This is a genomic window from Cohnella rhizoplanae, from assembly GCF_948329515.1.
Taxonomy (GTDB): Bacteria; Bacillota; Bacilli; order Paenibacillales; family Paenibacillaceae; genus Cohnella; species Cohnella rhizoplanae.
The window spans coordinates 7550-22327 of record NZ_CAOJCN010000039.1 but is presented as its reverse complement, the minus strand read 5'-3'; the positions used below and the strand labels follow the sequence as shown (position 1 = coordinate 22327).

Annotated in this window: 9 protein-coding genes and 1 pseudogene; 8 read left to right on the top strand and 2 right to left on the bottom strand. The window is 63.6% G+C overall.

The annotated features are described in order from the left end of the window. Positions 1-184: 184 nt before the first annotated feature. Positions 185-1909 carry an arginine--tRNA ligase gene (gene argS, locus PQG80_RS28010; protein WP_271755130.1) on the bottom strand — a complete coding sequence of 575 codons (1725 nt, stop codon included), beginning with the start codon at positions 1907-1909 and terminating at the stop codon, positions 185-187. A 567-nt stretch (positions 1910-2476) separates the two neighbouring features. On the opposite strand from argS (PQG80_RS28010), the gene PQG80_RS28005 reads away from it, so the two are divergent. Together PQG80_RS28005 and argS (PQG80_RS28000) are read left to right on the top strand one after the other, a co-directional pair. After that, positions 2477-2872, top strand: coding sequence for a DUF1934 domain-containing protein (locus PQG80_RS28005; RefSeq protein ID WP_271755129.1), 396 nt, complete (start codon positions 2477-2479; stop codon positions 2870-2872). 4 nt (positions 2873-2876) lie between these two features. Beyond that, positions 2877-4550, top strand: a complete 1674-nt coding sequence (gene argS, locus PQG80_RS28000; protein WP_271755128.1) for an arginine--tRNA ligase — start codon at positions 2877-2879, stop codon at positions 4548-4550. Between the two features lie 366 nt (positions 4551-4916). Here the strand turns inward: argS (PQG80_RS28000) and PQG80_RS27995 are convergent, their stop codons facing one another. Further along, on the bottom strand, positions 4917-6116 hold the full coding sequence (locus tag PQG80_RS27995) for a S8 family peptidase (RefSeq protein WP_271755127.1): 1200 nt from the start codon (positions 6114-6116) through the stop codon (positions 4917-4919). A 470-nt stretch (positions 6117-6586) separates the two neighbouring features. On the opposite strand from PQG80_RS27995, the gene rpoE reads away from it, so the two are divergent. The 6 genes and pseudogenes from rpoE to rho form a co-directional block, all read left to right on the top strand. Continuing rightward, a complete protein-coding gene (gene rpoE / locus PQG80_RS27990) occupies positions 6587-7180 on the top strand; it encodes a DNA-directed RNA polymerase subunit delta (RefSeq protein WP_271755126.1) in 594 nt (197 codons plus the stop codon). Between the two features lie 275 nt (positions 7181-7455). Further along, positions 7456-9063, top strand: coding sequence for a CTP synthase (pyrG, locus tag PQG80_RS27985; RefSeq protein WP_271755125.1), 1608 nt, complete (start codon positions 7456-7458; stop codon positions 9061-9063). A gap of 134 nt (positions 9064-9197) precedes the next feature. Continuing rightward, entirely contained in the window at positions 9198-9596 is a 399-nt protein-coding gene (locus tag PQG80_RS27980; RefSeq protein ID WP_271755124.1) for a response regulator, read from the top strand. 190 nt (positions 9597-9786) lie between these two features. Then, complete coding sequence (gene fba / locus PQG80_RS27975) at positions 9787-10641, top strand: class II fructose-1,6-bisphosphate aldolase (protein ID WP_271755123.1); 855 nt, start codon at positions 9787-9789, stop codon at positions 10639-10641. A gap of 198 nt (positions 10642-10839) precedes the next feature. Further along, positions 10840-12090 (top strand): UDP-N-acetylglucosamine 1-carboxyvinyltransferase, encoded by a 1251-nt coding sequence (murA, locus tag PQG80_RS27970; protein ID WP_271755122.1) that lies wholly within the window; start codon positions 10840-10842, stop codon positions 12088-12090. A 73-nt stretch (positions 12091-12163) separates the two neighbouring features. Beyond that, positions 12164-13480 (top strand): annotated as a pseudogene (gene rho, locus PQG80_RS27965) (transcription termination factor Rho); the annotation flags it as partial. Between the last annotated feature and the right edge of the window lie 1298 nt (positions 13481-14778).

Sequence of the window (14778 nt, the reverse complement as noted above, 5' to 3'; positions counted from 1 at the left end):
TCCGTTCCGTAAAAACGTCTTTTCACCGACATTTCCTCCGCTCTTTATAGTTTAATTCGAGTCGGAGAAAGTGTCCAAAGGGATTAGGGGGCTAAATAGTATGGGCACTAACGTGCCCGCGCCATGCTGCTCCGGACCGGAGATAGGCGCATCTGGGCACTATCGCACCCGCGCGCCAAGCCAATTACATGCGCTCCGGCGCCGCGATGCCGAGCAACTTCAGCCCGCGGCCGAGCAGCGATCCGGCCGCCGCCGCGAGGCGCAGCCGTGCGCGCGTGCCCGCGGCATCGTCCGGCTGAATGACTTTGCCGTCGTGATAGAAGCGGTTGAAGTCACGCGACAGCTCCAGCATGTAACGCGCCACGGCCGACGGCTCGTTGTCCCGGATCGCGTCCGAGATCGCCGCGTCCCACTGCGTCAGCCTCTTCGCGCACGCCCATGCCGCCTCCGTGTACGCGCCGCCGGCCGACGCGTGGTCCGCGGCTACCCCGGCGGCCCCGCTTGACTCGACTTCCCCCGCATCGTACCCGCCTTTGCGCAGCAGACTCGCGATCCGCGCGTAGGTGTACTGCACGTACGGCCCCGTCTCGCCTTCGAAGCTGACGACTTCCTCCAGCTTGAAGTCGACCGACAGCAGCCGGCGATTCTTCAAGTCGCCGAACACAACCGCGCCTACGCCTACCGCATCGGCCACCCGGTCGCGGTCGGGCAGGTCCGGGTTTTTGGCGGCGATGATCTCGCGCGCCTTGTTCACGGCCTCGTCCAGCACCTCGTTCAGGAAAACGACCTGGCCCCTGCGGGTGGACATCTTCTTGCCCTCCATGGTCATGAGGCCGAACGGCACATGCTCGCAGTCTCCCGCCCACCGCTCTCCCATTTTTCCCAGGACGCCGAATACCTGTCTGAAATGAAGCTGCTGTTCGGCGCCGACCACGTACAGCAGACGATCGGCCTTCATGACCTGCTGCCGGTACAACGCCGTCGCCAGGTCGCGGACCGGGTAGATCGTGGCGCCGTCCTTCTTCAGGATCAGGCACGGCGGCAGGCCTTCCTCGTCCAGCCGGACGACCATCGCGCCGTCGCTCTCCTCGAGCAGGCCCTGCGCCCGCAAACGCTCGAGCACCGGCTCTAGCTTGTCGTTGTAGAAGCTCTCGCCAAGCACTTCGTCGAACCTGACGCCGAGGCGCGCGTAGATACGGTTAAACTCCTTCATGCTCTCGTCGACGAAAAACCGCCACAGCGCCGCCGTCTCCGCATCTCCTTGCTCCAAGCGCAGAAAGGCTTCCCGCGCTTCGTCCTCCAGCTCCGGGCGCTGCCCGGCTTCTTCGTGGAAACGAACGTAAAGCCGCAGGCTCTCCCCGATCGGCTCCGCCTCGAGCGTCCGGCGGTCGCCCCAGCTGCGATAGGCGACGATCAGCTTGCCGAACTGCGTGCCCCAGTCGCCGAGGTGGTTGACGGTCGTCACTCTATAGCCGGCTTCCCGATAGATCGCGGCCAGCGCGGCCCCGATCATCGTCGAGCGAAGGTGGCCGACGCCGAGCGGCTTGGCGATATTCGGAGAGGACATGTCGAGTACGACATGTCTGCCTCGGCCATCGTCCGAACGGCCGTAACCGGGTTCGAGCGCGGCGCCGACGATGCGGTCCAGCCAGACGGCGGGATCGAAGAAAAGGTTGACGTAGCCGCCGGAAGCTTGGGCGCGAACGCCCGCGCCAGATGCGTTCAAGGCTTCGGCCAGCTCGGCGGCGATGGAGGCAGGCGGGCGCCGCATCGACTTGGCCAGCATGAAGCATGGGAAGGCAAGATCGCCGAGTCCCGGCTCCGGCGGCGTCTCGAGGCGGCGCAGCAGTTCCTCCTCGTCGATCGGCACGTGGGGCTGCAGCAGCGCTGCGGCTTGTTTCATCAGCATGGGATGTCCTCCTCGATTTATTTTTCCGGACGCAAAAAACCCCCGTCTCTTTAAGAGACGGAGGTCAGTCCGCGGTACCACTCTTATAGCGTCCGGGCAGGGCAGTGCGATCTGCGCGCGGAACGCCGCTCAATAGGATAACGGCCGTCCGGCCGGGTCTCCCTACGCCGGGGCGCTCGCTCATAGCCGCGCTGGTTCGGGAGACCGACTCCCGGGTCCGCTTCCCGATGATCCCGCCGTGCCGGGTCCCACCCCTCCGGCTCTCTGGTACGGCTGCGCGATCCGGTACTGTCCCGTTCATCGTCGTTCGATATTGGCCCATATCATAGCATGCCGAAGGGGAAGGGGCAAGAGGCGGCCCGGAGGCTGGCCGAGGAGCGAAGCGGAGGCGCTGGCGGTGGGCGGCGGGCGTGTAGGCGGGGATCTGTGGCGGGCGTGCAGGCGGGGATGTGCGTCGGGTTGATTCTCGCCGGATGAATGTGCGCGGGATGAACGGTCGTTGAATTCGACAGGCGTTGTGTATATAGTAAATAACAGACAAAAACGGACAGACGGGAGCGAATCGGAATGCCGGACTACAGGCGCGTGACGGTCGTGTTCCGAAGCCGGCAGGACGGCGAGGCCGGCGCGTGGACGGAGGAGCGGCTGGCCGGGCAGTGGTACCGGATGGCGACGGGCTGGGTGCTGCGCTGCCCGGACGCGATGACGGTCTCGGTGCTGAAGGGCGACGTCCGCGTCGTGCGGCAGGGCGAGGTCGGCGTCGAACAGACGTTTCGCCTGGGCGCGTCGGCGCCCGGGGCGGTGCGTCTGCCGCAGGGCGAGATGGCCGTGGAGGCGTTCACGCACGAGCTGGCGGCGGACCTGACGGAGTCGGGAGGCACGCTGTCCTGGAGCTACGAGATGCGGAGCGAGGATCAGGAGATGGGCCGGTTCGAGATCGGGCTGGATATACGGGAGGAATAGAGTTATGAACGTGTTGGAGCAGACTTATGAGATTCTGAAAGAGGCCATCGCGGACGCCGCGGTCAAAGCGGGAATCGTGGAGCGGGAGCAGGTGCCGGCCATCGTGATCGAAGTCCCGCGCGACAAGGCGCACGGCGATTTGGCTACGAACGCGGCCATGCAGCTGACGCGCATCGCGAAGAAGAATCCGCGCGAGATCGCGACGGCGATCATCGAGCATCTGGACAATGCGCGGTCGAACGTGACGTCCGCCGAGATCGCAGGCCCCGGCTTCATCAACTTACGCATGGACAAGCGGTACCTGCTGCCGGTCGTCGCCTCCGTGCTGGAACAGGGCGGGGCATACGGCGCTACCTCCGCCGGCGGCGGCCGCAAGGTACAGGTCGAATTCGTGAGCGCGAATCCGACCGGCAGTCTGCACCTCGGCCACGCGCGCGGCGCGGCGGTCGGCGATGCGCTGTGCAACGTGCTCGCGTTCGCGGGGTATGACGTATCCCGCGAGTACTATATCAACGACGCGGGCAACCAGGTGAACAACCTGGCCCGCTCCATCGAGGCGCGCTACCGCCAGGCGCTCGGCGAGGACGCGGCGATGCCGGAGGATGGCTACTTCGGCGAGGATATCGTTGGATTCGCCAAGGAATTGGCGGAGCGCGAGGGCGCGCGTCTGCTGGAGAAGTCCGAGGAGGAACGCTTCGACTACTTCCGCAGCTACGGTCTCGAGCGCGAACTGGACAAGATCAAGCGCGATTTGGGCCGGTTCGGCGTGAGCTTCGACAGCTGGTACAGCGAGACTTCGTTGTATAAGACGGGCAAGGTCGAAGGCGCGCTTGAAGCGCTGCGAGCCCAAGGCCACGTTTACGAGGAAGAAGGCGCGGTCTGGCTGAATACGACGGCGTTCGGGGACGACAAGAACCGCGTGCTCGTGAAAAACGACGGCAGCTACACATATCTGACGCCGGACGTCGCCTATCATATGGATAAGTTCGCGCGCGGCTTCGACGAGCTGATCAACATCTGGGGCGCCGACCACCACGGGTACATCCCGCGCGTCAAGGCTGCGATGGCAGCGCTTGGCCACGATCCGCAGCGGTTAACGGTGCTGATCGCCCAGATGGTCAGCCTGTTCCAGAACGGCGAGAAGGTCAAGATGTCCAAGCGCACCGGCAAGGCGATCACGATCGAGGACTTGATGGACGAGGTCGGCGTCGACGCGATCCGTTATTTCTTCACGATGCGGAGCATGGACACGCACCTGGACTTCGACATGGATCTGGCCGTCTCGACGTCCAACGAGAATCCGGTGTTTTACGTGCAATACGCCCATGCGCGCATCTGCAGCATCTTCCGCCAAGCCGAGGAGCAAGGCGTTGCCGTGCTTCCCGTTGCCGAAGCGGATCTGTCGCTGCTGACGACCGAGCACGAATATGACCTGTTGCGCAAAATGGGCGAATTCCCGGCCGTAGTCGCGGATTCCGCCAAGGACTACGCGCCGCACCACATCGTGCGCTACGTATACGAGCTGGCCGCGCTGTTCCACAGCTATTACCGCGCCGAGCGTGTCATCACCGAGGATGCGGCGCAGAGCCAGGCGCGCCTGCAGCTGCTCGCCGCGCTGCGCCATACGCTGGCCAACGGCCTGCGGCTGATCGGCGTATCCGCGCCGGAGCAAATGTAAGAAGAGGGATAGCGATGTCCCGCATCGCTATTCCGCGCCACGGCGCCGGTTGCGAGCAGATAGCGATGTGCCGCATCGCTATTCCGCGTCACGGCGCCGGTTGCGAGCAGATAGCGATGTGCCGCATCGCTATTCCGCGTCACGGCGCCGGTTGCGAGCAGATAGCGATGTGCTGCATCGCTATTCCGCGCCACCGCATCGGTTGCGGGCGAATAGCGATGTCCCGCATCGCTATTCCGCGCCACCGCACCGGTTGCGGGCGAATAGGGATGTCCCGCATCGCTATTCCGCGCCACGGCGCCGGTTGCGAGCAGATAGCGATGTGCCGCATCGCTATTCCGCGGCGACGACGCGGCGCACGTGCGCTCAATGCGGCTTCATGCCCGCGAACCCGGTGTCCGCCGGCGCCCCGGCATCGCCGGACGACCCGCCAGCGGCCTCCAGCATACGCAAGACATCCAGCTCCCCGGCCCATCGGGGAGCTTTGTCGTATTCAAGCGGCCGCGATGACCGCCGCAGGATCTCCTTGATCCGGCCCGGCGACAGGCCGGGCTTCAGCGCCAGCAGCAGCGCGATCGCGCCGGTGACGTGGGAGGTCGCCATCGAGGTGCCGCTCATGACGCGGCGCCTTCCGTTCGGCCAGGCGGATTCGACCTTGGCGCCCGGGGCGAAGATGTCGATGGCGGCGCTGCGGTTCGTGAACCGGGCGACGCGGCCGCGCCGGTCGAGCGCGCCGACGGCGATCGTATGGCCGAATCCGGCGGGGAAGTCGATGCGGCCTTTCTTGCCGTCGTTGCCCGAGGAGGCGACGATCGGCACGCCCGCCCGATACGCGCTCTCCACCGCCTTGAGCAGCGCCTCGCTTCGGTTCGGCATGCCGAAGCTCATGTTGACGATATCCATTCCGTGATGCACGCACCATTCGATGCCGAGAATGATGTCGGACACGTACGCGGAGCCGTCCGAATCGAACGCCTTGACCGGATGGATCTCCGTCCGTGGCGCGACGCCGATCATGCCGCGCGAGGCGTTCGCGGCGGAGATCGTGCCCGCGATATGGGTACCGTGCCCGTTGTCGTCGTGCGGCAGCGAAGCGCGCTGCAGGAGATTGATGCCGCGGCTCAGGGCGTGGCGAAGATCGGGATGGCCGAAGTCGACGCCGGTGTCGATGACGCCGACCTTCACCCGGTGCCCGGTGGTGCGGCTCCATGCCTGCGGCGCGCGGATGCGGCGGACGCCCCACGGGATGTCCAGCTTGCTGTCCGTGACGAAGACCGGTTTAGGCAGCGAGCGGCTGATCTTGACGCACAGGTCCTCCTCGAGCAGGCAGCCATGCTGCAGCAGACCGGTCAGGACTCCGGCGGGCAGCGGCACGCTGAAGCCCCCGATCACCCGGATCGGCCGCGCCGCGCGCAGCGCCGTGCCGCGCTGCCGCCTGCCGGCCAGCTTCGCGAGGAACCGGCGTCCGTCCTCCGGCTTCGCGAAGCGCACGATCGTTCTGGCGCCTGGCTCCCCGCCGGCGGAGAGCAGGCGGCGGAGGAGACGAAGGAGAGCGCTCGTATCCATGTAGCTGGTCCCCTTCCCGGCTTAGATTCCCCATACTATGTGCACCGGCGGAGCAAGGCTTGGGAGTATGACCCGGCCTTGCGCAATTTGGGCGTCAGGCGGTGTCAATTGCGGTCACGGCACATAGTATGAAGGGAGAGTTTCCCCGGAGAGACTCTCGCACCCGTGTAGGTTCCTCCTCCCGAGGAGCGCGGAAGGGTACAGTCGATTAAGCGAAGGCGCGGCTCCGATGCGCCTTCGCTTAATGGCGTCCTCCCGGCGCCGGACAAGCCCGGGTATCTCAATCGCCTCCTGGCCGACGGCGGCGTATCATGCGTTTAAATGGGCGGAAACGCGGTTAGACTGGCCTAAAGGCATGTCCGCGGAAGCGGCGCCATACTTGCATTTTCGCCGCAAATGCGTTTAACTAAGGGTTGACACCTACGGGTAATAGCAACGTTTAACATACTGAGAGGATGGGGACATAGAGCGTGAGCGCGGAATACGTCCTGAAGTTCGACGCCGAGAAGATCCGGGAGATGCCGATGGTCGATTTGGCATTCCAGGTGCTTAAGGCGGTTAATACGCCGTTGTACTACCGGGATCTCATGATGGAGATCGCCAAGCAGCGGGGATTTTCCCCCGAGCAGATCAATGAATTTATCGCGCAGGTTTATACGGAGATTAATATTGACGGCCGCTTCGCGTGCGTCGGCGGCAATGTCTGGGGTCTGAAGCGCTGGTATCCGGTCGATCGCTCCGACGATCCGGTGACGGGCGGCGCCAAGCGTCCGCGCATCATCAACGACGACGACGATCTCGACGACGAGGATCTCTACGGCGAGGACGAGGAAGAGACCTTTACGGAGCCTGGAGAAGGCGGCTTCGATCTGTTCGACGAAGATCGCGAGGAGATCTTCGAAGAAGGCGAAGAGGCCGGCGAAGCCGACGAAGAAGTCGCGATCGACGAGGAATCCGAGGAAGAAGAAGGCATCGAAGGCGAAGTCGACGAGGAAGACGGGTTCGACGAGGACGAAGACGAGGAAGAAGCGGACGACGAGGAAGAGGACGAAGCCGAGCGCTGATTCGTCCGGGCAGGGCGCCTTCAGGGCGTCCTCCCGTCTCCGGGTCGTTGCTTCCGCCGCTCGAGCCGGGTGGCGTTGCGGCGGCCGTTTTTGGCATGCTTCGAAGGCTTGACACCACTGTAGCCAGCGGGTAAACTTATGCTTGGGCTTTTCAAGCAGGCATTTCAATAGCGTTATTTTTAAAAGTGCCCCCATTTAAATGGGTGTCACTTTTTTTGTTTTTTTGGAGACCATTAACATGATGCCAGGGGCACATGCGGGAGGTATGACAGAGGGTGACCAAATATATATTCGTGACGGGCGGCGTCGTTTCTTCGCTCGGCAAGGGCATCACGGCGGCGTCGCTGGGGCGCCTGCTCAAGAATCGCGGCCTCAAGGTGACGATCCAGAAGTTCGATCCTTATATTAACGTAGACCCGGGCACGATGAGCCCGTACCAGCACGGCGAAGTGTTCGTGACCGACGACGGCGCGGAGACCGACCTCGATCTCGGCCACTACGAGCGCTTCATCGACATCAATCTTTCCAAGAACAGCAACGTGACGACGGGCAAGATCTACTCCACCGTCATCAGCAAGGAGCGCCGCGGCGAATACCTGGGCGGCACGGTGCAGGTCATCCCCCATATCACTAACGAGATCAAGGACCGCGTCTTCCGCGCGGGACGCGAGACCGGCTCGGACGTCGTCATCACCGAGATCGGCGGCACGGTCGGCGATATCGAATCGCTGCCGTTCCTCGAGGCGATCCGCCAGATCAAGAGCGACATCGGCCGGGACAACGTAATGTACATCCACGTGACCCTGATCCCATACATCAAGGCTGCCGGCGAGGTCAAGACCAAGCCGACCCAGCACAGCGTCAAGGAGCTGCGCAGCATCGGCATCCAGCCGAACGTCATCGTCTGCCGCACGGAGCATCCGCTGGCCGAGGACCTCAAGCGCAAGATCGCCCTTTTCTGCGATATCGACGCGAACGCGGTCATCGAATGCCGCGACGCCTCCACGCTCTACGAGGTTCCGCTGATGCTGCAGGAGCAGGGGCTGGACGACTATGTCGTTAGCCATCTGAAGCTCGGCGGCGCGGACAAGCCTGACATGGACGAGTGGATCGCCCTCGTGAACCGCGTCAAGTCGCTGAAGCGCACGACGGAGATTGCCATCGTGGGCAAGTACGTCGCGCTGCACGACGCTTATCTGAGCATCGTCGAATCGCTGGCGCATGCAGGCATCGACGCAGACGCCGAGGTGAACATCCGCTGGGTCAACGCCGAGGAAGTCACGCCATCCAACGTTCGCGAGCTGCTGGACGGCGTCGGCGGCATCCTCGTGCCGGGCGGTTTCGGCGACCGCGGCATCGAAGGTAAGATTACGGCGATCCGTTACGCACGCGAGCACAGCGTGCCGTTTTTCGGCATCTGCCTCGGCATGCAGGTAGCCGTCATCGAGTTCGCGCGGAGCATGGCCGGACTGGACGGCGCTCATAGTTCGGAGTTCCACGCGGCCACGCCGTACCCGGTCATCGACCTTCTGCCCGACCAGAAGGACATCGAGGACATGGGCGGCACGCTGCGCCTCGGCCTGTACCCGTGCAAGATCGTGCCGGGCACGCTCGCGGCGGAATGCTACGGCGAAGAGCTCATCTACGAGCGCCACCGCCACCGCTACGAATTCAACAACGAGTACCGCGACCTCATCGAGTCGACGGGGCTCAAGATCAGCGGCGCTTCCCCCGACGGCAGGCTGGTCGAGATGGTCGAACTGCCCGGACATCCATGGTTCCTTTCCGTTCAGTTCCACCCCGAGTTCATCTCGCGTCCGAACCGCCCGCAGCCGCTTTTCCGCGAATTCGTCAAGGCGGCGCTGCGCAGCACCGAATCTTAATAAATTCAACATCTTTATTCCAGCTTCGGCAAAAGCCGGAGCTTTTTTTTGCTTTTGGCAGAAGTTAGGAAGGAATTGACGGCCAGGGCGCGAATACGGGAATGAAGGAACCACAGGAAGAGGAGGATCAAGCGGTGGCCAAGAAGAGATTGCTCATTGTGGACGATCAGATCGGCATTCGGATCTTGCTGCTCGAGGTATTCAGCGTCGAAGGATACGAGACTTTCCAGGCGGCGAACGGACGCGCGGCGCTGGAGATCGTACGCACGCATACCCCCGATCTTGTTCTGCTGGACATGAAGATTCCCGGCATGGACGGGCTTGAGATTTTGAAAAAAATCAAGGAAATGAACCGGGACGTCAAGGTGATCATGATGACGGCTTACGGCGAGCTGGACATGATCAAGGAAGCGACCGATCTGGGCGCGTTGATGCACTTCACCAAGCCCTTCGATATCGACGAGCTGAGGGTGGCGGTCAACATGCAGCTCATGGAGGGCGGGCCTTCGCCCCGGTTCGCGGCGGGCACCTGACAAAGCCTGGAATATAGGAACGCAGAACCGCCGGTGGCGCCCGGCGGTTTTCTTTATTGGCCTCGATTTGGGGGCTTTGCGGAGCGGACAGCCATTTTACAATCCTTATTCCATTTGTGATATAATAACGTCGCATGCAAGTCGGGCGTAAGACAGCACACGACTTATTCAGAGCGCAGGAGGAATCACAATGCCACTCGTATCAATGAACGAATTCCTTCCCAAGGCGAAGGCAAACAAATTCGCGGTCGGCCAATTCAACATGAACAACCTTGAATTCGCCCAAGCGATCACCGAAGCCGCCATGGAAGAAAAGTCCCCCTTCATCTTCGGCGTCAGCGAAGGCGCGCTGAAGTACATGGGCATCGAGTACACGGTAGCCATCGCGGAGGCGGCAGCGAAGAAATCCGGCCTTCCGATCGCCTTGCACCTCGACCACGGCAGCACCTTCGACATCGCCATGAAGTGTATTCGCGCGGGTTTCTCCTCCGTCATGTTCGACGGCTCCCACCACCCGTATGAAGAGAACATCAAGCTGACCAAAGAAATCGTCAAGGCCGCTCACGCGATGGGCGTATCCGTCGAGGGCGAGCTCGGCACGATCGGCGGCGTCGAGGACGATCTGAGCGTCGACGAAGCGGACGCATCGCTGGCCAAGCCCGAAGAGGCGATCCGCTTCTACGAAGAGACCGGCGTCGACGCGCTGGCGATCGCCGTAGGCACGGCTCACGGCATGTACAAGGGCGAAGTCAAGATCCACTACGATATCATCGAAGCGGTCGTCGCGAAGATCCCTGTACCGATCGTTCTTCACGGCGGTTCCGGCGTGCCGGACGACATGATCCGCAAGGCGATCCAAGCGGGCGCCGGCAAGATCAACGTCAACACGGAGAACCAAGTCGCTTGCACCGCGTCGATCCGCGAAGTGCTCGCCAAGGACGCGAACGTCATCGATCCCCGCAAGTATCTGACGCCTGCGCGCAACGCGATGAAGGCCGTCGTTCAAGAGAAAATCCGTCTGTTCGGCAGCAGCAACCAAGCTTAATCCATCATCGTCGATCGTCGCCTCTATCATTTCGCCGCGCCGCGGCTTGTCCGCGGATGGCGGTACTAGGGCGGCGACTGTCACGCAACGGGGGAAGACGCCTAGCAAGGCGTCTTTCCTTTCCTTCATCGAACGCGGAACGCGGTCGCCACGCGCCCCCGGAGTAGATGAAGCATCTACTAGGAGGACCATGCATTCATGGAAAAACTGATGATACGCGGGGGACGTCCGCTTCGCGGAACGGTCTCCATCAGCGGCGCCAAGAACAGCGCGATCGCGCTGCTGCCCGCCGCCATACTTGCTGAATCCGAGGTCAGGCTCGACAATCTGCCTCATATCAGCGACGTCGAGATTTACACCGAACTGCTTGAAGAGCTAGGCTGCCAGGTTGCTTGGCAGGAAGAGACCTTGTCCATCGATCCTACCCGCATTCAATCGATCCCGATGCCCAACGGCCGGGTCAAACTGCTTAGAGCTTCTTACTATTTAATGGGCGCATTGCTCGGACGTTTCGGCGAAGCCACCATCGGACTGCCGGGCGGCTGTAACTTCGAGCCGCGGCCGATCGACCAGCACATCAAAGGTTTCGAGGCACTGGGCGCAACCGTAACCAACGAACATGGAGCTATCCGCATCAAGGCTAACGAATTACGCGGAGCTAGAATATATATGGACGTCGTCAGCGTAGGCGCCACGATCAATATCATGCTGGCAGCCGCCAGAGCGAAGGGCTCCACCATCATCGAGAACGCCGCGAAGGAACCGGAGATCATCGACGTAGCCACCCTGCTTAACGCCATGGGCGCCAAGATCAAGGGCGCGGGCACCGAGACGATCCGCATCGAAGGCGTAGACCGCATGCACGGCTGCAGGCACTCCATCATTCCCGACCGCATTCAAGCCGGCACTTATATGATCATGGCCGCCGCGACGCGCGGCGACGTTCTCATCGACAACATTATTCCCAAGCACATGGAAGCTCTCACCGCCAAACTTCAAGAAATGGGCGTACACGTCTACGAGATGGACGAATCCATCCGCGTCGTCGGTCAGCAGACGTACGAGGCGGTCGACGTCAAGGCGCTTGTCTATCCCGGGTTCGCCACGGATCTCCAGTCCCCGATGACGAGCCTGCTCACCCAGACGTCCGGCGTGAGCATTCTCTCCGATTACGTCTACAGCAACCGGTTCAAGCACGTACCCGAACTCGCGCGCATGGGCGCCCAGATTCGCGTCGAGGGCCGCTCGGCCATCGTCGAGGGCGGCAAGCTGAACGCGGCCAAGGTTAGAGCTTCGGATCTGCGCGCGGGCGCTGCGCTCGTCGTGGCGGCGCTGACCGTCGAAGAAGGAGTGACCGAGATTACCGGACTGGAATACATCGACCGCGGTTATGAGAGGCTCGAGGAGCATTTGCGCGGCCTCGGCGCGGACGTATGGCGCGAAGCTTGAGCGGCGGCTCCCGCCGCTCGGGCTCTCACGCATATCCTAATATGAAGTGGGGATTGTATTGACGGATTTTAAAATGTCCGATCTGGAAGGTCTCAGCCTGACCCAGCTCTACAAGCTGGCCAAGGACCTCCAGATCGTAGGCTACAGCCAGATGATCAAAAAGGAACTCATGATCGCCATCCTCCGCGCGCAGGCCGAACGCGGAGGTCACATGTTCCTCGAGGGCGTGCTTGAAGTGCTGCCGGAAGGTTACGGCTTCCTTCGTCCGATCAACTACCTGCCCAGCGCGGAGGATATCTATATCTCCGCTTCCCAGATTCGCAAGTTCGATCTGCGCACCGGCGATCTCGTCTCCGGCAAGTGCCGGACGCCCAAGGAAAACGAACGCTACTTCGGCTTGTTGCAAGTTAATCTCGTCAACGGCGACACGCCGGAAGTCGCCGCGGAGCGCCTTCATTTTCCTGCGCTTACGCCGTTGTTCCCGGATCAGAAGCTCGTGCTCGAGTCGTCGCCCCATCGCTTGTCCACCCGCATCATGGATCTTCTGGCCCCGGTTGGTCTTGGACAACGCGGTCTTATCGTCGCTCCTCCCAAAGCAGGCAAAACGCTCCTCCTCAAAGAAATCGCCAACAGCATCTCGATCAACCGTCCGGATATCTACTTATTCGTCCTGCTGATCGACGAGCGCCCGGAAGAAGTAACGGATATGCAGCGTTCGGTCAAAGGCGAAGTCGTGGCATCGACCTTCGACGAAGTGCCCGAGCACCATATTAAGGTAGCGGAGCTCGTGCTCGAGCGCGCTCGCCGCCTGGTCGAGCAGAAGCGCGACGTCGTTATTTTGCTGGATAGCATCACCCGCCTAGCCCGCGCCTACAATCTTGTCGTGCCGCCGTCGGGCCGTACGCTGTCGGGCGGCGTGGATCCGGCCGCGTTTCACCGTCCCAAGCGGTTTTTCGGCGCGGCGCGCAATATCGAGGAAGGCGGCAGCTTGACGATTCTGGCGACCGCCCTCGTCGAGACAGGATCCCGTATGGACGACGTCATCTACGAGGAATTCAAAGGCACCGGCAACATGGAGCTTCATCTCGACCGCAAGCTCGCCGAACGCCGGATCTTCCCGGCGCTCGATATCCGCCGCTCCGGTACGCGCCGCGAGGAGATGCTCCTCTCCAAGGAGGAGCTCGACAAGGTATGGACGCTGCGCAAGAGCATGAACGACTCGATCGAGTTCGTGGATCAATTCCTGCGCAAGCTGGGCGGCACGAAGACCAACGTGGAATTCCTGGCTGTGCTGGACAATGCCGCCAACGCGCCCGGACGCGGACCGCTGCGTCCCGGGCAGAGCGCAGGCACCTCCTCTTCCGCCAGTGCGTCGGGCAGCGGCCAGGCATCGGGCGGCGCATCCGCTAACGGCGGCACTACGGCCGGCGGAGGCGTGTCCAGCTCCGGCTCGAGCTACGGCTCTTCGTCGGCCGGCTCCTCAGCTGGGGCGCGGCACTCCGGCCCGAGCGGCTCCCGGCCCTTGTCGCAATCCCGTCCGGGCAGCTACAATGCCGGACCGCGCGGCGGCAGCTACTCGAGCAGCCGGCCGACCTATTCGAACGGGACGACGTCGTCTTCGTACGGCAACAACAGGCCGGCTTCGCCCGCATCGTCCGCGGGCGGTACGCCGCCCGCTGCGGGCCAGACGCCCGCATCGTCCGCGAATCCGCAGTCGGCGGCGCCGGGCGGCTTGACGACGTCGGCTTCGGCATCCGCCGCCGCGTCGGCGTCGGGTACGACCGGCATGGGCGCGGGAACGTCTTCCGGCAACGCCGGCGCTCCGAGTGCCGGCCCATCTATGCCACCAAGCGTTCAATCGCCGACGGGCTCCGCGCCGCGAACCGGCGCACCGACCGGCACGACCGGCGCGGCATCCTCGGCGAGGCCGACCGCGCGTTCCGCCGGCGCTTCGCAGTTGTCCGCATCGCGTCCGGCGACCGGCGCTTCGTCGGCGTCGTCGAGCCGATCTCCTGCGCCATCGAGCCCTTCAGCCACGCCGTCGGCTCGCGCGGCGGCGCCCGCGCCGTCGGCCACGCCTGCTGCGCCTGTGTCGTCGGCCGCGCCTGCTGCAGCCGCGCCTGCTGCGGCCACGCCTGCTGCGGCCACGCCTGCTGCGGCCACGCCTGCTGCGGCCACGCCTGCTGCAGTGACGCCGCCGCCGAATGCAGCCGCTGCCTCGGCCGCGCCTGCCGCTTCGCCCGAGGCGCCTACGCCGGCCGGCGAGCCGCCAACGGCAGCCGCGCCGCCCGCGAAGCGCGCCTCCACGCGCACAGCTTCGGCTGCGCCGCGCAGCGGCACCGCCCGCGGCAGCCGCGCCGCTGCCGACGCCGCAGGCGCACCAGCAGCGCCAGCAGCGCCGGCAGCGCCTGCACCCGACGCCGACGCGGCTTCGCCCACGCCTGCTAAGCCGGCCGCCTCGCGCACCCGCGCCTCCGCCGGCACGGCCAAGAGCGGCGGCCGCGCCGCCAAGGCCGCTTCGGCCGGCGCAGACGCGCCATCCGCTGCGCCCGCGGATGCGCCGTCGCCAGCCGCGCCGCAGGCACCGGCCGCAGACGCCGCGCCTGCAGCCAAGGCGCCTCGCCAGCGCCGCACGACCAAGAACAGTCCCGCGAGCGAATAAAGCTCGCTCGAACACAGCAGGACGCG